Below are 20,587 nucleotides of genomic sequence, written 5' to 3' on the forward strand. Positions count from 1 at the left end.
TTTGCTTTTGCATATTCCGCGAAAGCTGTCAATGTCTCCGGTCCCGTGTTTCTGCGCTTCTATAACTAGTTGTCGCATTGAGGAAATATCGACTTCGGAGCTGTCGCTAAAATGCCGATCACTCGCTCGTGGGTTGTCAGATGTTTCGTCGACCCTGCGCAGCTCGCGTTGTACCCATTCGCATATCGGGCAGTTGTTACGCGCTGCCTTGTATTGCCCTTTACCGATGGAGTTCCAGATGAAGAAACTCGCACTGCTTGGCGCACTGGCGCTATCTGTGTTTTCCCTGGCATCGCTGGCTGATGAGAAACCGCTGAAAATCGGTATCGAGGCCGCTTACCCACCGTTCGCCTCGAAGGCGCCAGATGGCAGCATCGTCGGCTTCGACTACGACATCGGCAACGCCCTGTGCGAAGAGATGAAGGTCAAGTGCACCTGGGTCGAGCAAGAATTCGACGGCCTGATCCCGGCACTGAAAGTGCGCAAGATCGACGCCATCCTCTCGTCCATGTCGATCACCGAAGATCGCAAGAAGTCTGTGGACTTCACCGGCAAGTACTACCTGACCCCGGCGCGCCTGGTAATGAAGGAAGGCACCACTGTCAGCGATAGCCTGGCCGAGCTCAAGGGCAAGAAGATCGGTGTTCAGCGTGGCTCGATCCACGACCGTTTCGCCAAGGAAGTCCTGGCTCCACAAGGTGCGACCATCGTTCCTTACGGCACCCAGAACGAAATCTACCTGGATGTCGCTGCCGGCCGTCTGGATGGCACCGTGGCCGATGCTACGCTGCTTGAAGATGGCTTCCTCAAGACTGACGCTGGCAAGGGCTATGCCTTCGTCGGCCCGTCCTTCACTGACGTGAAGTACTTCGGTGACGGGGTCGGCATTGCCGTGCGCAAGGGCGACAAAGCCAACCTGGATCGCATCAACGCTGCCATCGCGGCTATCCGCGCCAATGGCAAGTACAAGCAGATTCAGGACAAGTACTTCAACTTCGACATCTACGGCCCTGAAGCCCAGTAAATCGTCGACGTTTCACCTGTGTAATGGTGCAAGCAGCAGAGACTCTGAGGTTTGCACCATTTTTTCATCCCTAAGGTCGAGGACCTCATCATGTTGAAAGGCTACGGGGCAGTTATCCTCGACGGCGTGTGGCTCACGCTGCAGCTTGCCTTGTCGTCCATGGCCCTGGCCATTGTACTCGGCCTTATCGGTGTGGCCCTGCGTCTGTCGCCGGTGCGTTGGCTGGCGTGGCTGGGCGACCTGTATTCCACGGTGATCCGCGGAATTCCCGATCTGGTTTTGATCCTGCTGATTTTCTACGGTGGTCAGGACCTGCTCAATCGTGTAGCACCGCTGCTCGGTTATGACGATTACATCGACCTCAATCCGCTGGTGGCGGGTGTCGGTACCCTGGGCTTCATTTTCGGCGCCTACCTTTCGGAAACCTTCCGCGGTGCCTTCATGGCGATTCCCAAGGGGCAGGGCGAGGCTGGCATGGCTTACGGCATGAGCAGTCTGCAGGTGTTCTTCCGGGTCATGGTGCCGCAGATGATTCGCCTGGCGATTCCAGGTTTCACCAATAACTGGCTGGTTCTGACCAAGGCCACGGCGCTGATTTCGGTGGTCGGTCTGCAAGACATGATGTTCAAGGCCAAGCAGGCGGCGGATGCCACCCGCGAGCCTTTCACCTTCTTCCTGGCGGTCGCGGCCCTGTATCTGGTGATCACCAGTGTCTCGCTGCTGGCCCTGCGTTACCTCGAGAAGCGCTACTCGGTTGGCGTAAAGGCGGCTGAACTATGATTTTCGACTACAACGTCATCTGGGAAGCGCTGCCGCTGTACCTGGGCGGTTTGCTGACCACCCTCAAGTTGCTGGCGCTGTCGCTTTTCTTCGGTCTGCTGACGGCTATTCCGCTGGGTTTGATGCGGGTGTCCAAGCAGCCGCTGGTCAACCTGATCGCCTGGCTCTACACCTATGTGATTCGCGGCACGCCGATGCTGGTGCAGTTGTTCCTGATCTACTACGGTCTGGCTCAGTTCGAAGCGGTGCGTGAGAGCTTCCTCTGGCCGTGGCTGTCGAGTGCAACTTTCTGTGCGTGTCTGGCCTTTGCCATCAACACCAGTGCCTACACTGCGGAAATCATTGCTGGCAGCCTCAAGGCCACGCCGCATGGCGAGATCGAGGCGGCCAAGGCTGTGGGTATGTCGCGGATCAAGATGTACCGTCGCATTCTGCTGCCGTCGGCCCTGCGCCGGGCCCTGCCGCAGTACAGCAACGAAGTGATCATGATGCTGCAGACCACCAGTCTGGCATCGATCGTCACCCTGATCGATATCACCGGTGCGGCGCGCACGGTCAACGCCCAGTATTACTTGCCGTTCGAAGCCTATATCACCGCCGGCGTGTTCTACCTGTGCCTGACGTTCATTCTGGTGCGCCTGTTCAAGCTGGCTGAGCGCCGCTGGCTCGGCTACCTGGCGCCGCGCAAGGCCTGAGGCCTGCGGTAACTTTTTTGCCCTGAGCGTTAGCTCAAGACTGACTGCTTTGTGAGAACCGACAGCATGTACAAACTCGAAGTCCAAGATCTGCATAAACGCTATGGCAGTCACGAAGTGCTCAAGGGCGTGTCCCTGGCTGCCAAGGCGGGCGACGTGATCAGCATCATCGGCTCCAGTGGTTCGGGCAAGAGTACCTTCCTGCGCTGCATCAACCTGCTTGAGCAGCCGCACGCGGGTAAGATCCTGCTCAACAATGAAGAGCTCAAGCTGGTGGCAAACAAGGACGGCGCGCTCAAGGCTGCCGATCCCAAGCAGCTGCAGCGCATGCGTTCGCGTCTGTCGATGGTGTTCCAGCACTTCAACCTGTGGTCGCACATGACCGCGCTGGAAAACATCATCGAAGCGCCGGTTCACGTGTTGGGCATGTCGAAAAAGGACGCCCTGGAAAAGGCCGAGCACTACCTGGCCAAGGTCGGGGTTGCCCATCGCAAGGACGCCTATCCTGGGCATATGTCCGGTGGTGAGCAGCAGCGTGTGGCGATTGCTCGCGCGCTGGCCATGGAGCCGGAGGTCATGCTGTTCGACGAGCCGACCTCGGCGCTCGATCCCGAGCTGGTCGGGGATGTGCTCAAGGTCATGCAGGCATTGGCCCAGGAAGGCCGGACCATGGTGGTGGTGACCCACGAGATGGGCTTTGCCCGCGAGGTGTCGAATCAGTTGGTGTTCCTGCATAAAGGCCTGGTGGAGGAGAGTGGCAATCCACGCGAGGTGCTGGTCAATCCGCAATCCGAGCGTCTGCAACAGTTCCTTTCGGGCAGCCTGAAGTAAGATTGCCGTTTTGCACCAGAATGGGTCATGCTGCGAGCTCATCGCAGCTTGACCAGGCCCTATCTTCTTGACCTCCTCTCAGGTTTCGGACCGCACCCATGACCACCCAGCGCATCGGTTTTCTCATCTGGCCCAGCACCAAAGCTTTGACCCTGGCGCTGGCCGAAGAGGTTTTGCGGGTTGCCCAGCGCGTCCATCCAGAGGTGGTCTACGAGTTGCTGTTCCTGCAGGCAGAGCCTGCGGCCGAAGGCGTCTGGCGCTTGCCGGGTGAACCGTGGGCAGGACGTCTGGAAGGTTGCCAAAAGCTGTTTTTGCTGGCCGATGAGCCACCTCAGGCGGTGGTGTCGGGGCTGGCCAGTGCGCTCAAGCAATTGGCCCGTGCCGGTTGTGTGGTCGGTGGTTTGTCGGCGGGGGTTTATCCGTTGGCGCAGCTGGGTTTGCTCGATGGCTATCGCGCGGCGGTACACTGGCGTTGGCAGGATGATTTTGCCGAGCGTTTCCCTAAGGTTATCGCCACCAGCCATCTATTCGACTGGGACCGTGATCGCCTGACCGCTTGTGGCGGGATGTCGGTGATTGATCTGTTGCTAGCGGTGCTGGCCCGGGATCATGGGGCCGAGCTTGCCGGAGCGGTGTCGGAAGAATTGGTGGTCGAGCGCATTCGTGAGGGGGGGGAGCGCCAGCGTATTCCGTTGCAGAACCGCCTGGGCTCGAGTCATCCGAAGTTGACCCAGGCAGTGCTGTTGATGGAGGCCAATATCGAAGAGCCGTTGACCACTGATGAGATCGCTCAGCATGTGTGTGTGTCGCGCCGACAGCTGGAGCGGATCTTCAAGCAGTACCTCAATCGTGTGCCGAGTCAGTATTACCTGGAACTGCGCCTGAACAAGGCGCGACAGATGCTGATGCAGACCAGCAAGTCGATCATCCAGATCGGCCTGTCCTGCGGTTTCTCTTCGGGGCCGCATTTCTCCAGCGCTTATCGCAACTTCTTTGGCGCAACGCCACGGGAAGATCGTAACCAGCGACGAAGCAGCAGTCCTTTTGAATTGTCTTCGGTGCCTGCCGAGCGCGGTTGAGCTGCGCAGCGTAGGAGCCCGCCTTGCTGGCGATGAAATCGGCGCGGGATCAGGTGTTGCGCGGTGTTTGCATCGCTGGCAAAGCCAGCGCCCACAAAAGATCAGGCAAGGCGGCTTGCCCAGTGATCAATCCAACCATTCCCCGTCCGTACAGAATCTCCCCACCACACCCGCGCACCGTTTAAACTGCGCCTTTGCGACCCTATTTGTCGCATTACCGTAAGCCTTGTTAAAACAGGGTTTGGCGCTATAAGAAGTTGTCGCTTGGCGGCAAGGTCAGGCGCCAATCTGTCCTTACAATCCCCCCATCGCTCGCCAGTTCCAGGCAGGCGTTCCTCTTCAGGAGACTCCGATGTCCGCTCCGCAAGCTCCGGTGCAACGCGCCGATTTCGATCAGGTAATGGTTCCCAATTACGCACCGGCGGCTTTTATCCCCGTTCGTGGTGCGGGCTCCCGAGTCTGGGATCAGTCGGGCCGCGAGCTGATCGACTTCGCGGGCGGGATTGCCGTTAACGTTTTGGGTCATGCTCACCCGGCGCTGGTTGGCGCGCTGACCGAGCAGGCCAACAAGCTGTGGCACGTGTCTAACGTGTTCACCAACGAACCCGCCCTGCGTCTGGCCCACAAACTGGTCGATGCGACCTTCGCTGAGCGAGCGTTCTTCTGCAACTCCGGCGCCGAAGCCAACGAGGCTGCCTTCAAGCTGGCCCGTCGTGTTGCCCACGACCGATTCGGTCCGGAAAAGCACGAAATCATCGCCACTGTTAACAGCTTCCACGGCCGCACCCTGTTCACCGTGAGCGTCGGCGGTCAGCCGAAGTACTCCGATGGCTTCGGTCCGAAGATCACCGGTATCAGCCATGTGCCGTACAACGATCTGGAAGCGCTCAAGGCTCAGATCTCCGACAAGACCTGCGCCGTGGTCATCGAACCGATCCAGGGCGAGAGCGGTGTGGTCCCGGCAGATGTCGCCTACCTGCAAGGCGCCCGCGAACTGTGCGACAAGCACAATGCGTTGCTGATCTTCGACGAAGTGCAGACCGGCGTTGGCCGTACCGGCGAGCTGTTCGCCTATATGCATTACGGCGTGACCCCGGACATCCTCTCCAGCGCCAAGAGCCTGGGCGGCGGTTTCCCGATCGGCGCCATGCTGACCACCGAAGCCCTGGCCAAGCACCTGGCCGTCGGTACCCACGGCACTACCTACGGCGGCAACCCGCTGGCCTGTGCCGTAGCCAATGCAGTGCTGGACGTGGTCAATACCCCTGAGGTACTGGCGGGCGTCAAGGCCAAGCACCAGAAGTTCAAGGCCCGTCTGGAGCAGATCGGCGAGAAGTACGGCCTGTTCACCCAGGTACGTGGCATTGGCCTGCTGATCGGTTGCGTGTTGTCCGAAGCCTGGAAAGGCAAGGCCAAAGACGTTTTCAACGCGGCTGAGAAAGAAGGCCTGATGGTGTTGCAAGCTGGTCCCGATGTAGTGCGTTTCGCCCCGAGCCTGGTGGTCGAAGATGCCGATATCGACGAAGGCCTGGACCGTTTCGAACGCGCTGCGGCAAAACTGACCCAGGCCTGATTGGCGCCTGTGGTCCTTTCGCCGGCCCCTCAGGGCCGGCGAATCCGAATTCCAGAGCACGTGCCCTGCGGGCGCTTGCTGTTTTTTTCTGTGCCGGCAATGGCTGGCCTGTTTTCCCGAAAGGAGTGACACCATGCTGGTGATGCGCCCCGCGCAAATGGCTGATCTGGGCGAAGTACAGCGTCTGGCCGCGGACAGCCCCATTGGTGTCACGTCCTTGCCGGATGATGCCGGGCGTCTGAGCGACAAGATTGCCGCCTCGGAAACATCCTTTGCTGCCGAAGTCAGCTTCAACGGCGAAGAGAGTTATTTCTTCGTACTTGAAGACAGTGCCACCGGCAAGCTGGTCGGCTGCTCGGCCATCGTCGCGTCGGCGGGCTATTCCGAGCCGTTCTACAGCTTTCGTAACGAGACCTTTGTGCATGCTTCGCGCGAGCTGAAGATCCACAACAAGATACATGTGCTTTCGCAGTGTCATGACCTGACCGGCAACAGCCTGCTGACCAGCTTCTACGTCCTGCCAGAATTGGTCGGCACTGGCGGCTCGGAGCTCAACTCCCGTGGCCGTCTGCTGTTCATGGCCGCTCATCCCGAGCGTTTCGCCGACTCGGTGGTGACCGAGATCGTCGGCTACAGCGACGAGAGCGGTGACTCGCCGTTCTGGGATGCCATCGGGCGCAACTTCTTCGACCTCAACTACGCCGAGGCCGAGCGCCTGTGTGGCCTCAAGAGCCGGACCTTCCTGGCCGAGCTGATGCCGCACTACCCGATCTACGTGCCGTTACTGCCGGACGCCGCGCAAGAGGCCATGGGCCAGGTTCATCCACGTGCACAGATCACCTTCGACATTTTGATGCGCGAAGGCTTCGAGACCGATCACTACATTGACATTTTCGACGGTGGCCCGACCTTGCATGCGCGGGTCTCGAGCATCCGTTCGATTGCCCAGAGCCGCGTGGTGCCGGTCAAGCTTGACAGCACCGTAGTCAAGGGCGGACGCCCCTACCTGGTCTGCAATGGCCAGTTGCAGGACTACCGCGCGGTGCTCCTGGAGCTGGATTGGGTGCCTGGCAAACCGGTCACCCTGAGTCTTGAAGCCGCCGAAGCCCTGGGCGTCGGTGAGGGCGCCAGCGTGCGCCTGGTCGCGGTTTGATTCCTGCGGTTCGATAACCGAGCCCCCAGGTCGAGTTTCGCGGCAGGCCAAAGGCCGCCGCCCGAGGAGATAGCATGATCGTTCGTCCCGTACGCAGCAGCGATTTACCGGCGCTGATCGAATTGGCGCGCAGCACCGGTACCGGCCTGACCACCTTGCCGGCCAACGAGGAGCGCCTGGCGCACCGGGTCAGTTGGGCTGAGAAGACCTTCCGGGGTGAGGCGGAGCGCGGCGACGCTGACTACCTGTTCGTGCTGGAAAACGACGAAGGCGTAGTGGTCGGGATTTCCGCCATTGCCGGTGCCGTCGGCTTGCGCGAGCCCTGGTACAACTACCGGGTCGGTCTGACAGTAAGCGCCTCGCAAGAGCTGAACATCTACCGGGAGATCCCGACACTGTTCCTCGCCAATGACCTGACCGGCAACTCCGAGTTGTGCTCGTTGTTCCTGCGCGGCGACCATCGCAGCGGCCTCAACGGCCGTCTGCTGGCCAAGGCGCGCCTGCTGTTCATCGCCGAGTTTGCCGAGCTGTTCGGTAACAAGATCATTGCCGAGATGCGCGGCATGTCGGATGAGCAGGGGCGTTCACCGTTCTGGGAAAGCCTGGGCCGACACTTCTTCAAAATGGAGTTCAGCCAGGCGGATTACCTGACCGGTGTCGGTAACAAGGCGTTCATCGCCGAGCTGATGCCCAAGTTTCCGCTGTATACCTGTTTCCTTTCCGAAGACGCTCGCGGCGTGATCGGTCGCGTCCACACCGACACCGAGCCGGCCCTGGCCATGCTCAAGAGCGAAGGCTTCAGCTATCAGGGCTATGTCGACATCTTCGACGCAGGCCCCGCTGTGGAGTGTGAAACCTCCAAGATCCGTGCGGTGCACGACAGCCAGGCGCTGGTGTTGGCCGTTGGCACGCCGGGCGACGATGCCACGCCATTCATCATCCATAACCGTAAGCGCGAAGAGTGCCGCATCACTGCGGCGCCGGCGCGCCTGGCGGCCGGTACCCTGGTGGTCGATCCGTTGACCGCAAAACGCCTGCGCCTGAGCGCCGGTGACCAGGTGCGTGCCGTGCCGCTGTCTGCTGCCCGGGAGGCCAAGTAATGACGACTCACTTTATCGCCGGCAGTTGGCAGGCAGGGCAGGGCGAAGCGCTGCAATCGCTGGATCCGGTCAGTCAAAAGGTTATCTGGCAAGGCCAGGGCGCTAGCGCCGAGCAAGTCGACAGCGCCGTCAAGGCTGCGCGCCAGGCCTTTGCCGGCTGGGCGTTGCAGTCGCTGGAGGCGCGCATCAGTGTGCTCGAAGCCTTTGCTGCGGCACTCAAGGCCAATGCCGACGAGCTGGCCCACTGCATCGGTGAAGAGACCGGCAAGCCGCTGTGGGAAGCCGCTACCGAAGTGACCAGCATGGTCAACAAGGTCGCCATCTCGGTGCAGAGCTATCGCGAGCGCACCGGAGAGAAAAGCGGCCCGCTGGCTGATGCCACCGCCGTGCTGCGCCACAAGCCTCATGGTGTGGTAGCGGTGTTCGGCCCCTACAACTTTCCTGGCCACCTGCCTAACGGCCACATCGTTCCGGCGCTGCTGGCCGGTAACACCGTGGTGTTCAAGCCCAGTGAGCTGACCCCCAAGGTTGCCGAGCTGACAGTCAAGTGCTGGATCGAAGCTGGCCTGCCAGCGGGCGTCTTGAACCTGGTGCAGGGCGCGCGTGAAACTGGTGTGGCCCTGGCTGCCAATCCGGGCATCGACGGCCTGTTTTTCACCGGTTCCAGCCGCACCGGCAATCTGTTGCACCAGCAATTCGCCGGTCGCCCGGAGAAAATCCTGGCCCTGGAAATGGGCGGCAACAACCCGCTGGTGGTGGACGAGGTCAAGGACCTGGATGCGGCGGTCTACACCATCATCCAGTCGGCGTTCATCTCCGCTGGCCAGCGCTGCACCTGCGCTCGTCGTTTGCTGGTGCCGCAAGGCGCGTGGGGCGATTCACTGCTCAAGCGTCTGGTCGAGGTGTGCAAAAACATCTCCGTCGGCGCCTTCGATCAACAACCGGCACCGTTCATGGGCTCGGTCATCTCACTGGCCGCGGCCACGGCGTTGCTCGATGCCCAGGCGCAGTTGCTGGGCAACGGCGGCGTGTCGCTGCTGACCATGACCCAGCCGCAAGCCTCTGCGGCCTTGCTGACCCCAGGCATCATCGACGTGACCGCAGTGGCCAATCGCCCGGACGAAGAGTTCTTCGGTCCGCTGTTGCAGGTCATTCGCTACAGCGATTTCGACGCGGCGATTGCCGAAGCCAACAACACCCAGTACGGCCTTGCCGCCGGTTTGCTGTCCGACTCCCATGCGCGCTATCAGTACTACTGGCTGCAAAGCCGCGCCGGCATCGTCAACTGGAACAAGCAACTGACCGGTGCTGCCAGCAGTGCGCCATTTGGTGGCGTGGGTGCCAGCGGCAACCACCGTGCCAGTGCCTACTATGCAGCCGACTATTGCGCTTACCCGGTAGCCTCGCTGGAGACCGCCAGCCTGACCCTGCCTGCCACGCTGACGCCAGGCGTCTCCCTATAACAAAAGGTCCACGGAGCCTTGCCGATGAAATCGTTTGAAGTGAACTTTGATGGTCTGGTGGGACCGACGCATAACTACGGCGGGCTGTCCTACGGCAACGTTGCCTCGCAGAGCAACAGCCAGCAGGCGTCCAATCCGCGCGAAGCCGCGCGTCAGGGCCTGGCGAAGATGAAGGCGTTGATGGAGATGGGTTTCCAGCAGGGTGTGCTCGCCCCGCAGGAGCGTCCGGACGTTGGTGCACTGCGCCGTCTGGGCTTCTCCGGCACTGATGCCGAGGTGATCCAGCGCGCCGCTAAAGAAGCGATGCCATTGCTGGTCGCCAGTTGCTCGGCATCGAGCATGTGGGTGGCCAACGCCGCCACGGTCAGCCCGAGTGCCGACACTGCTGATGGCCGTGTGCATTTCACTGCCGCCAACCTTAACTGCAAATATCACCGCAGCATCGAGCATCCGACCACCAGTCGTGTGCTCGGGGCGATGTTCGCCGACAGCAAGCACTTTGCCCATCATGCCGCGTTGCCGGCGGTGGCACAGTTCGGTGATGAAGGGGCGGCCAACCACACGCGCTTCTGCCGTAGCTACGGTGAGTCTGGCGTGGAGTTCTTCGTCTATGGCCGCAGCGCCTTTGACACCCGCTACCCGGCACCGCAGAAGTACCCGGCGCGTCAGACCCTCGAGGCTTCCCAGGCGGTCGCCCGTCTGCACGGGCTGAGTGAGGAGGGTGTGGTCTTTGCCCAGCAGAACCCGGCAGTGATCGATCAGGGTGTGTTTCACAATGATGTGATCGCAGTAGGCAACGGCGAGGTGCTGTTCTACCACGAAGACGCCTTCCTCGAGACCGAGGCGATGCTTGGCCAACTGCAAGCTAAACTGGCTAAACGGGGTGGCAACTTCAAGGCGATCTGTGTGCCACGCTCGGCTGTCACGTTAGAGGATGCGGTGCGTTCCTACCTGTTCAACAGCCAACTGCTGTCCCGTGCCGACGGTTCGATGCTGCTGATCGTCCCGGAAGAGTGCCGCAACAACGAGCGGGTCTGGGCCTACCTGTCGGCGTTGACCGGCCAGGGCGGTCCGGTTGCCGAGGTCAAGGTTTTCGACCTCAAGCAGAGCATGCAGAACGGCGGTGGCCCGGCGTGCCTGCGTTTGCGCGTGGCACTCAATGAAACTGAACTGGCAGCGGTCAATCCAGGGGTTATCATGACGGCGCCGCTGTACGACACCCTGACCCAGTGGGTCGACAAGCACTACCGCGACCGCCTGAGCGAATCTGACCTGGCGGACCCGCAACTGTTGCTGGAATGTCGTACGGCACTGGATGAACTGACCCAGATCCTCAAACTGGGTTCGGTCTATCCGTTCCAACTCCAACCTTGAGAGAGAATTCGACTATGTCCGACGCCCTGCAGCTGATCCTTGAAGATGACGATGGTACCCAGCTGGAAACTTCCTGCACCCGCTTTGCGGTGGTCTGGCAAGGCAAGGAGGTATGGATTCAGCAGGATGGCCGTGGTCAGCTGCTGATCGGTGTCGACGTCGAAGAAGACGACGAAGAGTACGCCAACCTGTTGCTGCGTCCGCTAGCCACTAACCTGGTCAGCCTGCAACTGGAAATGGAACCGGCCGACGCCGGCGGCGACGATGATCACGTTCATGGTCCTGATTGCGGCCACCATCACTAAGGAATAGCCCATGCTCGCCCTCGGCAAACTGCTTGAACTGACCCTTGCCGGTCGTGAACCGGCAGAGAAGACCCAGCTGACTGTCGACGGCGTGCGCATGCGCTGGCTTGGTGAGGGCGCACTTGAAGTGCGCCCTCCTGAAGCGCGTGACAATGGCATGGATCTGCTGCTTTCTGCAGGTATCCACGGTAACGAAACCGCCCCCATCGAGTTGCTCGACGAGTTGCTGCATGGCATTGCCAGGGGCGAGATCAAGCCGCAGGCGCGGATTCTGTTCCTGTTTGGCAACCCCGAGGCAATCCGCAAGGGCGAACGTTATCTGGAGCAGGACGTCAATCGCCTGTTCAACGGGCGGCATGAGCTGTCCAGCGGATCGGAGGCGTTGCGCGCTTGCGAGCTGGAGCGTTTGGCCGCCACCTTTTTCAGTGTGCCCGGACGTACCCGGTTGCACTACGATCTGCATACGGCCATTCGTGGTTCGAAGATCGAGCAATTTGCACTGTATCCGTTCAAGGAAGGTCGCCAGCATTCTCGTCGAGAACTACTGCGTCTGCGTGCGGCAGGCATGGAGGCCGTGTTGCTGCAAAGCAAGACATCGGTCACCTTCACCGCCTACACCTACGAAACGCTCGATGCTGAAGCCTTTACCCTGGAGTTGGGCAAGGCGCGGCCCTTTGGGCAGAACGCGCAGGTCAACCTTGGGCGTCTGGAAGCCCGCCTCAAGCAGATCATTGAAGGCAACGAGCCTGAGGAGCCGCAAGCGCTGGATGGCTTGCAGCTGTTTAGCGTGGCCCGCGAGATCATCAAGCATAGTGACAGTTTCCACCTGCACCTGCCGGCGGATATCGAAAACTTCTCGGAGTTGTCCAAGGGCTATCTGCTGGCAGAAGACTTGAGCAGCACGCGCTGGATCGTCGAGGAGGAGGGGGCTCGGATCATTTTCCCCAACCCCAAGGTCAAGAATGGCTTGCGCGCGGGGATTCTGATCGTACCGGTCACGCCGGATCAATTGGCCTGAGGCTAGTGAGCGCAACTGCCTTCCACTTTGCTTAGCTGTAGGAGTCGGCGTTGCCGGCGATGGGGCGCGTAGCGCCCTTGGCCCGGCAGTGCCGGGCATCGCCAGCAAGGTTGGCTCCTACAGGTGGTATCAGCCTACGCGTTTCTGCGGCATTTCATTGCGGCGCAGGGCGCGCAATTTCTGCAGCGTATCGGCGCAAGTCTTCGCCGCCTCGACACCCTTGACCAGGAAATGCTCGAAGTAGAATTTCTGGTGCTCATCACCCGCATGGAAGTGATGCGGAGTCAGCACCACCGAGAACACCGGCACTTCGGTTTCCAGCTGAACCTGCATCAGGCCGCTGATGACTGACTGCGCGACGAACTCGTGGCGGTACAGGCCGCCATCGACGACCAGGCCAGCGGCAACAATGCCGGCATAGCGGCCGCTGCGGGCCAGCAATTTGGCGTGCAGGGGGATTTCGAAGGCGCCACCGACTTCAAAGAAATCGATATCGCTTGCCTGATAGCCCAAATTCCCCATTTCCTCGACGAAGGCTTTGCGTGCCTGATCGACAATATCCTTGTGCCAGCAGGCCTGGATGAAGGCGATACGCTCGTGGGAAGGGTTTTTGCTATCGATTGCGGTAGGTTGCATTGAAACGGACTCCTGTTTGTATGAGAAACAGGGCATCTGGATCGAAGGGGATTTCGCCACGCAGGTGCGCAACGACAGGCACAGGTGTGCCTATCCCGTTCTCTCTTTATCCGGACTATGACCGTCGGCCCCGGAATCACACCGGGTCTGCTGACCTTGCAAGGCAAGCCTGCAAGCGCTCGCGGGCTATGCGCAAGTTGCGCAATTACCGCCGGTGGGGAATTACACCCCGCCCTGAGAACGTTGCCACCGATCGTCGGCGGCGGAGAATTATTAGCACATATGTGAAGCGAACGTATAGGCTGCTAACGATTTTTTTACGGATGAATGGCATTTCATCCGGGAAACCTTGCCAATTTCACCGCGCATCCCCAGTAATACGGGATCAGCTGAAGGTTGCAGAGCGTCCAATTGACGGTTTCTATCGCATAAACACACTGCATCCAAGCCTAAGGCCCGATATAATGCGGCCCTTTGCCGTCGTTTCGTCAATTTGACGCAAGCATTTGCCGTAAGGCCGCCGTTTCCGTGGAAGAACCTATGAAAAGCGCAGAAATCCGTGAAGCCTTCCTTCGCTTCTTCGAAGAGCAGGGACATACCCGAGTTGCCTCCAGCTCCTTGATTCCGGGCAACGACCCGACCCTGCTGTTCACCAACGCGGGGATGAACCAGTTCAAGGACTGCTTCCTTGGCCAGGAAAAGCGCGCCTACACCCGCGCAACCAGCAGCCAGAAGTGCGTGCGTGCCGGTGGCAAGAACAGCGACCTGGAAAACGTCGGCTACACCGCCCGTCACCACACCTTCTTCGAAATGCTGGGTAACTTCAGCTTTGGTGACTATTTCAAGAAAGACGCCATCACCTACGCCTGGACCTTCCTGACCAAGGTGCTGAACCTGCCGGAAGAAAAACTCTGGGTCACGGTCTATGCCAGCGATGACGAGGCATACGACATCTGGACCCAGGAGATCGGCGTTCCGGCCGAGCGTATGGTGCGCATCGGCGACAACAAAGGCGCGCCGTACGCCTCCGACAACTTCTGGACCATGGGCGATACCGGACCGTGTGGTCCTTGTACCGAGATCTTCTACGATCACGGCCCGGACATCTGGGGCGGCCCACCCGGCTCGCCGGAAGAAGACGGTGACCGTTACATCGAGATCTGGAACAACGTCTTCATGCAGTTCAACCGCACCGCTGATGGTGTACTGCATCCGCTGCCAGCACCGTCGGTGGATACCGGCATGGGCCTGGAGCGCATCAGTGCGGTCATGCAGCATGTGCACTCGAACTACGAGATCGACCTGTTCCGCAGCCTGCTTGAAGCCTCTGCTGCGGCCATCGGCTGCAAGAACGAAGAGCAGTCGTCGCTCAAGGTGGTGTCCGACCACATCCGCTCGTGCGGCTTCCTGATTGCCGATGGTGTGCTGCCGTCCAACGAAGGTCGCGGTTACGTACTGCGCCGGATCATTCGTCGCGCCTGCCGTCATGGCAACAAGCTGGGCGCCACTGGCAGCTTCTTCTACAAGATCGTTGCGGCGCTGGTCGCCGAGATGGGCGAAGCCTTCCCGGAACTCAAGCAGCAACAGGCCAACATTGAGCGCGTGCTCAAAGCTGAAGAAGAGCAGTTCGCCAAGACCCTGGAGCAGGGCCTGAAGATCCTCGAGCAGGATCTGGCCGAGCTCAAAGGCAGCGTGGTTCCGGGTGACGTGGTGTTCAAACTCTATGACACCTACGGCTTCCCGATGGACCTGACCGCCGACATCGCTCGCGAGCGCGAGCTGACCATCGACGAAGCAGGCTTTGAGCGGGAAATGGAAGCGCAGCGTGAGCGTGCGCGTTCCGCCAGCGCTTTTGGCCTGGACTACAACACCTTGGTCAAGGTTGATGTGGCCACCGAGTTCACCGGCTACACCAGCACCGAAGGTGAAGCGAGCATCGTTGCTCTTTATAAGGACGGCAAAGTCGTCGAGCAATTGGTTGAAGGTGAGCAGGGCGTGGTGATCCTCGATCGCACGCCGTTCTACGCCGAATCCGGTGGGCAGGTGGGTGACACCGGTTACCTGCAAGCCGCCAATGTGCGCTTCGATGTGCGTGACACTACCAAGACCGGCGGCGCCTTCCTGCACCACGGTGTGGTCGCCAGCGGCACCCTGGTGGTCGGCTCCAAGGTTCAGACCAGGGTCGACGCTGATGTGCAACATGCCACCTCGCTGAACCACTCTGCCACTCACCTGTTGCATGCAGCCTTGCGTCAGGTGCTGGGCGATCACGTACAACAGAAAGGCTCGCTGGTCGACAGCCAGCGCCTGCGTTTCGACTTCAGTCACTTCGAAGCGGTCAAGCCGGAGCAGCTCAAGGCCCTGGAAGACATCGTCAATCGCGAAGTGCGCAAGAACTCCGAGGTGCAAACCGAAGAGACCGATATCGATACCGCCAAGCAGAAGGGCGCCATGGCGCTGTTCGGCGAGAAATACGGCGACAGCGTGCGCGTACTGAGCATGGGCGGCGACTTCTCCGTCGAGCTGTGCGGCGGTATCCACGCCAAGCGTACCGGTGATATCGGCCTGCTCAAGATCATCAGCGAAGGCGGTGTGGCCTCCGGTGTGCGCCGTATCGAAGCGGTCACTGGCGAGGCGGCACTGGCTTACCTCAATACTGCCGAAGAGCAGCTCAAGGAAGCCGCGCAGTTGGTCAAGGGCAGTCGCGACAACCTGATCGACAAGCTTTCGGCCGTGCTTGAGCGCAACCGCCAGCTGGAAAAGCAACTGGAGCAACTGCAGGCCAAGGCCGCCAGTGCTGCCGGTGACGACCTGTCCAACTCGGCTGTTGAAGTCAAGGGCGTCAAGGTCCTGGCTGCGCGACTGGATGGTCAGGACGGCAAGGCGCTGCTGGCGCTGGTCGATCAGCTGAAGAACAAACTCGGCCGCGCAGTGATCCTGCTCGGCAGTGTCCATGAGGAAAAGGTTGTACTGGTTGCCGGTGTGACCAAGGACCTGACTGGCCAACTCAAAGCCGGTGATTTGATGAAGCAAGCCGCTGCCGCAGTGGGCGGCAAGGGTGGCGGTCGTCCGGACATGGCGCAAGGTGGTGGCGTTGATACCGCCGCGCTGGACAATGCGCTGGCCTTGACCGTGCCATTCGTGGAGCAGGGCGTTTAAGGCGCTGTTCGGCCCGTCGTCTAGTGGCGGGCCGTGGCGTCGTTTGAATGTTTATTGGGTGCCCTTCATGGGCTGAGGCGGCTTTGAAATGGCGTTGATCGTACAGAAATTTGGCGGCACTTCGGTCGGCACGGTCGAGCGAATCGAACAGGTTGCCGACAAGGTCAAGAAATTCCGCGAGGCCGGTGATGATCTGGTGGTTGTGCTGTCGGCGATGAGTGGCGAAACCAATCGCCTGATCGACCTGGCCAAGCAGATCAGTGATCAGCCGGTTCCGCGTGAGCTGGACGTGATCGTGTCCACCGGCGAGCAGGTGACCATCGCCTTGCTGGCCATGGCGCTGATGAAGCGGGGGATTCCTGCGGTGTCCTACACCGGCAACCAGGTGCGTATCCTCACCGATAGCGCGCACAACAAGGCGCGCATCCTGCAGATCGACGACCAGAAGATTCGTGCCGATATCAAGGCCGGTCGCGTGGTCGTGGTCGCAGGTTTCCAGGGTGTGGACGAGCACGGCAACATCACTACGCTCGGCCGCGGTGGCTCCGACACTACCGGTGTTGCCCTGGCCGCTGCGCTCAAGGCGGATGAGTGCCAGATCTACACCGACGTCGATGGTGTCTACACCACCGACCCGCGTGTGGTGTCCCAGGCTCAGCGCCTGGACAAGATCACCTTCGAAGAGATGCTGGAAATGGCCAGCCTCGGTTCCAAGGTTCTGCAGATCCGTGCCGTCGAGTTCGCCGGCAAGTACAACGTTCCGCTGCGCGTGCTGCACAGCTTCCAGGAGGGTCCGGGTACCCTCATTACTATTGATGAAGAGGAATCCATGGAACAGCCGATCATTTCCGGCATCGCCTTCAATCGCGATGAAGCCAAGCTGACCATTCGTGGCGTACCGGATACCCCGGGCGTTGCATTCAAGATCCTCGGCCCGATCAGCGCCGCAAACATTGAAGTCGACATGATCGTGCAGAACGTTTCGCACGATAACACCACCGACTTCACCTTCACCGTGCACCGCAACGACTACGACAAGGCCCACAAGGTCCTGGACAAAACCGCCGAGGAGCTCAACGCTCGCGAAGTGGTGGGCGACACCAACATCGCCAAAGTCTCGATCGTTGGCGTTGGCATGCGTTCCCACGCCGGTGTTGCCAGCCGCATGTTCGAAGCCCTGGCCAAAGAGAGCATCAACATCCAGATGATCTCCACGTCCGAGATCAAAGTCTCGGTGGTGATTGAAGAGAAGTACCTGGAGTTGGCGGTACGCGCCCTGCATACCGCTTTCGAACTGGATGCCCCCGCCCGACAGGGTGAGTAAGGCGTTGCCTCAAGGGCGCGGCTATGCCGCGCCCTTCGCTTTTCTGGCGGGCGTGAGAAATCTGTCGTTTAACTCGCGCTAGTCAATACTTAGGCGTAGGTCGGTGGCCGTCACGGGTTGCGGGCTGAAGCCCTTTTTTTTGCAGACTGTTGTCCCTGAACTGAATTTCGTGAGGAGAAAGGTATGTTGATTCTGACTCGTCGGTGCGCCGAGAGCTTGATCATTGGCGACGGCGAAATCACCGTGACCGTACTCGGCGTCAAAGGAAACCAGGTGCGAATCGGTGTAAACGCCCCTAAAGAAGTGGCCGTCCACCGCGAGGAAATCTACCTGCGGATCAAGAAAGAGAAGGACGAAGAACCAAGCCATTAATTTTTATCGAGTTTTTTTCAAAAAAGAGTTTGCAAACGGGGAAGGGTCTGGTTATTATACGCCCCGTGTTGCGGAGAGGTGGCCGAGTGGCCGAAGGCGCTCCCCTGCTAAGGGAGTATACCTCACAAGGGTATCGGGGGTTCGAATCCCCCCTTCTCCGCCATTATTCATGTAGGACGCTGTAATCTGCCTGAATCGCCTAAGTCGTTGAAATTAAACGAAAAAGTGGTTGGCAAAAAGATTTTGCGGCCTATAATGCGCGGTAACAAATGCACTCATAGCTCAGCTGGATAGAGTACTCGGCTACGAACCGAGCGGTCGGAGGTTCGAATCCTCCTGAGTGCACCATACGACGAAGCAGTTTTCATCTTGAAAGTTGTTTCAGCTGCAACCAGAGGTGATCTGGTCCATCAAGCGCCAACCTGCACTCATAGCTCAGCTGGATAGAGTACTCGGCTACGAACCGAGCGGTCGGAGGTTCGAATCCTCCTGAGTGCACCATATGACGAAGCAGTTTTCATCTTGAAAGTTGTTTCAGCTGCAACCAGAGGTGACCTGGTCCATCAAGCGCCAACCCTGCACTCATAGCTCAGCTGGATAGAGTACTCGGCTACGAACCGAGCGGTCGGAGGTTCGAATCCTCCTGAGTGCACCATACAACAGAAAGCCCGCCTACCAAGGCGGGCTTTTTGCTTTTCTGCGTTCTGTATTTTTCTTCCTGACATGTGTTTTTTTTATCTTGGTCGCCGTCGCACTGATAGTGGCTGAGATTGTCCTAACGATGTCTCGCAAACGATTGTTCTAGCCACGATTTTTTCAGCACCCTGACAGCTCAAGCGGTGTATGATTGCGCCCGTCAGCCCCGCCGGGGCTTGTGGAAAACCACCATGGACTTACCCAGTAGTTACTCAATAGCAAGTTTTGCCAATCAAGATCTGACTGATTGATTCTCCCGGCGTGCTCCGCTGCTGGGAGTGGAGTTCGCCTATGACTGAAATCGAAGTAAAAAAGACGCAAGAGAGCTTGCAGGATCGCCTGGCCCAGGTGGTCGAGCTGCTGCAGCGTCAACGCGTGGTCGAAGACCTGACGCACCGTCAGGAAGGTCATCACCATGACCTGGTAGAAAACCTCGTTCACCGCCAGAACCTCGTCGAGCTGCAGCGCAGGCTCGATGATCTGCACTCTGCTGACGTCGCCCATATTCTCGAAGCCTTGCCTCTCGACGATCGTCTGACTGTCTGGCAGCTGGTCAAGGCCGAGCGCGATGGCGACATCCTCCTGGAAGTATCCGACTCGGTTCGTGAAACCCTGATCGCCGACATGGACGATCATGAGCTGCTCGCCGCCGCCAAGGAGATGGACGCCGACGAACTGGCCGACCTGGCGCCAGAGCTGCCCCGTGACGTTGTCCATGAGCTGATGGAAACCCTCGATGCCCAGCAGCGTGAGCGCGTCCGTTCCGCGCTGAGCTATGACGAGGAGCAGGTCGGTGCGCTGATGGACTTCGAGATGGTCACCATCCGTGAAGACGTCAGCCTGGAAGTGGTATTGCGTTATCTGCGCCGGCTCAAAGAGCTGCCAGGGCATACCGACAAACTCTTCGTGGTCGATTACGATGGCATCCTCAAGGGCGTGCTGCCGATCAAGCGTCTGCTGGTCAACGACCCCGAGAAGCGGGTGGCCGAAGTCATGGCCGATGACCCGGTGGTGTTCCAGCCGGAAGAAGACGCTTACGACGCCGCGCAGGCGTTCGAGCGTTATGACCTGGTATCGGCGCCGGTAGTGGACAAGAACGGTCGTCTGATTGGCCGACTGACCATTGACGAGATGGTCGACCTGATTCGTGAGGAAAGCGAGACCGAAGTGCTGAACATGGCCGGTCTGCGCGAAGAGGAAGACATCTTTGCCTCGGTCTGGCGTTCGTTGCGCAACCGTTGGGCGTGGCTTGCGATCAACCTGATTACTGCATTTGTGGCTTCGCGGGTGATCGGCCTGTTCGAGGGTTCGATCGAGAAACTGGTGGCGCTGGCGGCACTGATGCCGATCGTAGCGGGTATCGGCGGCAACTCCGGCAACCAGACCATTACCATGATTGTGCGCGCCATGGCGCTCGACCAGGTCAGTCCTGGCAACACCACGCGGCTGATGCGTAAAGAGCTGGCGGTGGCCTTGATCAATGGTCTGGTGTGGGGCGGTGTGATCGGTGTGGTGGCGTATCTGCTGTATGGCAGCTGGTCGCTGGGTGTAGTGATGACTGCGGCAATGACCCTCAATCTGCTGCTTGCGGCCCTGATGGGCGTATTGATTCCAATGACCCTGACGCGTCTGGGGCGCGATCCGGCCATGGGGGCCAGTGTGATGATCACTGCCATGACCGACAGCGGCGGGTTCTTTATCTTCCTTGGCCTTGCGACCATCTTCCTGTTGTAGGTGCATACCGCCGGTGGGAGCAGCTCTCTCTGTGGGGGCGGGCTTGCCCCGCGATGCGGTGTGACTGACAGTCCGCAATCGCGAGGCAAGCCTGCTCCCACCGGGACGCAAAAGAGCCAGCATACGCTGGCTTTTTTTTATTGAGTGTCCCGTCCTGAATATGGTTTACACCTCCCATCCCGAATTTCCGGAGATCCAGATGGCGCAAGGTGTTAAGCGTACTCAGCGTGATTACTCGCTGTCTTTTAAATTGGCAGTGGTTGATCAGATC

At 59.7% G+C, this 20,587-nt stretch carries 17 protein-coding genes, 4 tRNA genes and 1 riboswitch; of the genes, 20 read left to right on the plus strand and 1 reads right to left on the minus strand.

What is annotated here, in order from left to right:
- The first annotated feature begins 238 nt into the window (after positions 1–238).
- The 12 genes from C6382_RS18175 to astE all read left to right on the plus strand — a co-directional run bounded on the left by C6382_RS18175 (position 239) and on the right by astE (position 12,395).
- The gene (locus C6382_RS18175; protein ID WP_107025749.1) at positions 239–1,024 is read left to right on the plus strand and encodes an ABC transporter substrate-binding protein; all 786 of its coding nucleotides are present in this window, start codon (positions 239–241) and stop codon (positions 1,022–1,024) included.
- 90 nt (positions 1,025–1,114) lie between these two features.
- The gene (locus tag C6382_RS18180) at positions 1,115–1,804 is read left to right on the plus strand and encodes an ABC transporter permease (protein WP_107025750.1); all 690 of its coding nucleotides are present in this window, start codon (positions 1,115–1,117) and stop codon (positions 1,802–1,804) included.
- The gene (locus C6382_RS18185) at positions 1,801–2,499 is read left to right on the plus strand and encodes an ABC transporter permease (RefSeq protein WP_107025751.1); all 699 of its coding nucleotides are present in this window, start codon (positions 1,801–1,803) and stop codon (positions 2,497–2,499) included. The genes C6382_RS18180 and C6382_RS18185 overlap by 4 nt, the downstream gene beginning before the upstream one ends.
- A 66-nt stretch (positions 2,500–2,565) precedes the next feature.
- Entirely contained in the window at positions 2,566–3,330 is a 765-nt protein-coding gene (locus C6382_RS18190) for an ABC transporter ATP-binding protein (protein ID WP_107025752.1), read from the plus strand.
- Positions 3,331–3,428: 98 nt separating this feature from the next.
- Complete coding sequence (gene argR / locus C6382_RS18195) at positions 3,429–4,409, plus strand: transcriptional regulator ArgR (RefSeq protein WP_107025753.1); 981 nt, start codon at positions 3,429–3,431, stop codon at positions 4,407–4,409.
- A 352-nt stretch (positions 4,410–4,761) separates the two neighbouring features.
- A complete protein-coding gene (locus tag C6382_RS18200; protein WP_107025754.1) occupies positions 4,762–5,982 on the plus strand; it encodes an aspartate aminotransferase family protein in 1,221 nt (406 codons plus the stop codon).
- Positions 5,983–6,115: 133 nt separating this feature from the next.
- Positions 6,116–7,135, plus strand: a complete 1,020-nt coding sequence (gene aruF / locus C6382_RS18205; protein WP_107025755.1) for an arginine/ornithine succinyltransferase subunit alpha — start codon at positions 6,116–6,118, stop codon at positions 7,133–7,135.
- A 74-nt stretch (positions 7,136–7,209) separates the two neighbouring features.
- Positions 7,210–8,235 carry an arginine N-succinyltransferase gene (gene astA / locus C6382_RS18210; RefSeq protein ID WP_107025756.1) on the plus strand — a complete coding sequence of 342 codons (1,026 nt, stop codon included), beginning with the start codon at positions 7,210–7,212 and terminating at the stop codon, positions 8,233–8,235.
- On the plus strand, positions 8,235–9,698 hold the full coding sequence (gene astD, locus C6382_RS18215; protein WP_107025757.1) for a succinylglutamate-semialdehyde dehydrogenase: 1,464 nt from the start codon (positions 8,235–8,237) through the stop codon (positions 9,696–9,698). The genes astA and astD overlap by 1 nt, the downstream gene beginning before the upstream one ends.
- 24 nt (positions 9,699–9,722) lie before the next feature.
- Positions 9,723–11,072, plus strand: a complete 1,350-nt coding sequence (astB, locus tag C6382_RS18220; protein ID WP_107025758.1) for an N-succinylarginine dihydrolase — start codon at positions 9,723–9,725, stop codon at positions 11,070–11,072.
- A gap of 14 nt (positions 11,073–11,086) precedes the next feature.
- A complete protein-coding gene (locus C6382_RS18225) occupies positions 11,087–11,377 on the plus strand; it encodes a topoisomerase II (protein WP_107025759.1) in 291 nt (96 codons plus the stop codon).
- Between the two features lie 10 nt (positions 11,378–11,387).
- On the plus strand, positions 11,388–12,395 hold the full coding sequence (gene astE / locus C6382_RS18230) for a succinylglutamate desuccinylase (RefSeq protein ID WP_107025760.1): 1,008 nt from the start codon (positions 11,388–11,390) through the stop codon (positions 12,393–12,395).
- 129 nt (positions 12,396–12,524) lie between these two features.
- Here the strand turns inward: astE and C6382_RS18235 are convergent, their stop codons facing one another.
- Positions 12,525–13,031, minus strand: coding sequence for a 6,7-dimethyl-8-ribityllumazine synthase (locus C6382_RS18235; protein WP_107025761.1), 507 nt, complete (start codon positions 13,029–13,031; stop codon positions 12,525–12,527).
- Positions 13,032–13,124: 93 nt separating this feature from the next.
- Positions 13,125–13,277: riboswitch (FMN riboswitch) on the minus strand.
- Between the two features lie 294 nt (positions 13,278–13,571).
- On the opposite strand from C6382_RS18235, the gene alaS reads away from it, so the two are divergent.
- The 8 genes from alaS (at position 13,572) to mgtE (ending at position 20,316) form a co-directional block, all read left to right on the plus strand.
- Entirely contained in the window at positions 13,572–16,190 is a 2,619-nt protein-coding gene (gene alaS / locus C6382_RS18240) for an alanine--tRNA ligase (RefSeq protein WP_107025762.1), read from the plus strand.
- 88 nt (positions 16,191–16,278) lie between these two features.
- A complete protein-coding gene (locus C6382_RS18245; protein ID WP_107025763.1) occupies positions 16,279–17,514 on the plus strand; it encodes an aspartate kinase in 1,236 nt (411 codons plus the stop codon).
- 183 nt (positions 17,515–17,697) lie between these two features.
- Positions 17,698–17,886, plus strand: a complete 189-nt coding sequence (gene csrA, locus C6382_RS18250; protein ID WP_002554426.1) for a carbon storage regulator CsrA — start codon at positions 17,698–17,700, stop codon at positions 17,884–17,886.
- 72 nt (positions 17,887–17,958) lie between these two features.
- A tRNA-Ser gene (locus C6382_RS18255) sits at positions 17,959–18,049 on the plus strand.
- A gap of 108 nt (positions 18,050–18,157) precedes the next feature.
- A tRNA-Arg gene (locus C6382_RS18260) sits at positions 18,158–18,234 on the plus strand.
- Between the two features lie 76 nt (positions 18,235–18,310).
- Positions 18,311–18,387 (plus strand) — tRNA-Arg (locus C6382_RS18265).
- A 77-nt stretch (positions 18,388–18,464) separates the two neighbouring features.
- Positions 18,465–18,541: transfer RNA gene (locus tag C6382_RS18270), tRNA-Arg, on the plus strand.
- 332 nt (positions 18,542–18,873) lie between these two features.
- Positions 18,874–20,316, plus strand: a complete 1,443-nt coding sequence (gene mgtE / locus C6382_RS18275; protein WP_107025764.1) for a magnesium transporter — start codon at positions 18,874–18,876, stop codon at positions 20,314–20,316.
- Positions 20,317–20,587: the final 271 nt, after the last annotated feature.

It is taken from the genome of Pseudomonas sp. BBP2017 (genome assembly GCF_003024385.1).
Classification (GTDB): domain Bacteria; phylum Pseudomonadota; class Gammaproteobacteria; order Pseudomonadales; family Pseudomonadaceae; genus Aquipseudomonas.

Coding starts and splice junctions, on each gene's coding strand:
- C6382_RS18175 (WP_107025749.1), top strand. CDS start 239: ATGAAGAAACTCGCACTGCTTGGCGCACTGGCGCTATCTGTGTTTTCC.
- C6382_RS18180 (WP_107025750.1), top strand. CDS start 1,115: ATGTTGAAAGGCTACGGGGCAGTTATCCTCGACGGCGTGTGGCTCACG.
- C6382_RS18185 (WP_107025751.1), top strand. CDS start 1,801: ATGATTTTCGACTACAACGTCATCTGGGAAGCGCTGCCGCTGTACCTG.
- C6382_RS18190 (WP_107025752.1), top strand. CDS start 2,566: ATGTACAAACTCGAAGTCCAAGATCTGCATAAACGCTATGGCAGTCAC.
- argR (WP_107025753.1), top strand. CDS start 3,429: ATGACCACCCAGCGCATCGGTTTTCTCATCTGGCCCAGCACCAAAGCT.
- C6382_RS18200 (WP_107025754.1), top strand. CDS start 4,762: ATGTCCGCTCCGCAAGCTCCGGTGCAACGCGCCGATTTCGATCAGGTA.
- aruF (WP_107025755.1), top strand. CDS start 6,116: ATGCTGGTGATGCGCCCCGCGCAAATGGCTGATCTGGGCGAAGTACAG.
- astA (WP_107025756.1), top strand. CDS start 7,210: ATGATCGTTCGTCCCGTACGCAGCAGCGATTTACCGGCGCTGATCGAA.
- astD (WP_107025757.1), top strand. CDS start 8,235: ATGACGACTCACTTTATCGCCGGCAGTTGGCAGGCAGGGCAGGGCGAA.
- astB (WP_107025758.1), top strand. CDS start 9,723: ATGAAATCGTTTGAAGTGAACTTTGATGGTCTGGTGGGACCGACGCAT.
- C6382_RS18225 (WP_107025759.1), top strand. CDS start 11,087: ATGTCCGACGCCCTGCAGCTGATCCTTGAAGATGACGATGGTACCCAG.
- astE (WP_107025760.1), top strand. CDS start 11,388: ATGCTCGCCCTCGGCAAACTGCTTGAACTGACCCTTGCCGGTCGTGAA.
- C6382_RS18235 (WP_107025761.1), bottom strand. CDS start 13,031: ATGCAACCTACCGCAATCGATAGCAAAAACCCTTCCCACGAGCGTATC.
- alaS (WP_107025762.1), top strand. CDS start 13,572: ATGAAAAGCGCAGAAATCCGTGAAGCCTTCCTTCGCTTCTTCGAAGAG.
- C6382_RS18245 (WP_107025763.1), top strand. CDS start 16,279: ATGGCGTTGATCGTACAGAAATTTGGCGGCACTTCGGTCGGCACGGTC.
- csrA (WP_002554426.1), top strand. CDS start 17,698: ATGTTGATTCTGACTCGTCGGTGCGCCGAGAGCTTGATCATTGGCGAC.
- mgtE (WP_107025764.1), top strand. CDS start 18,874: ATGACTGAAATCGAAGTAAAAAAGACGCAAGAGAGCTTGCAGGATCGC.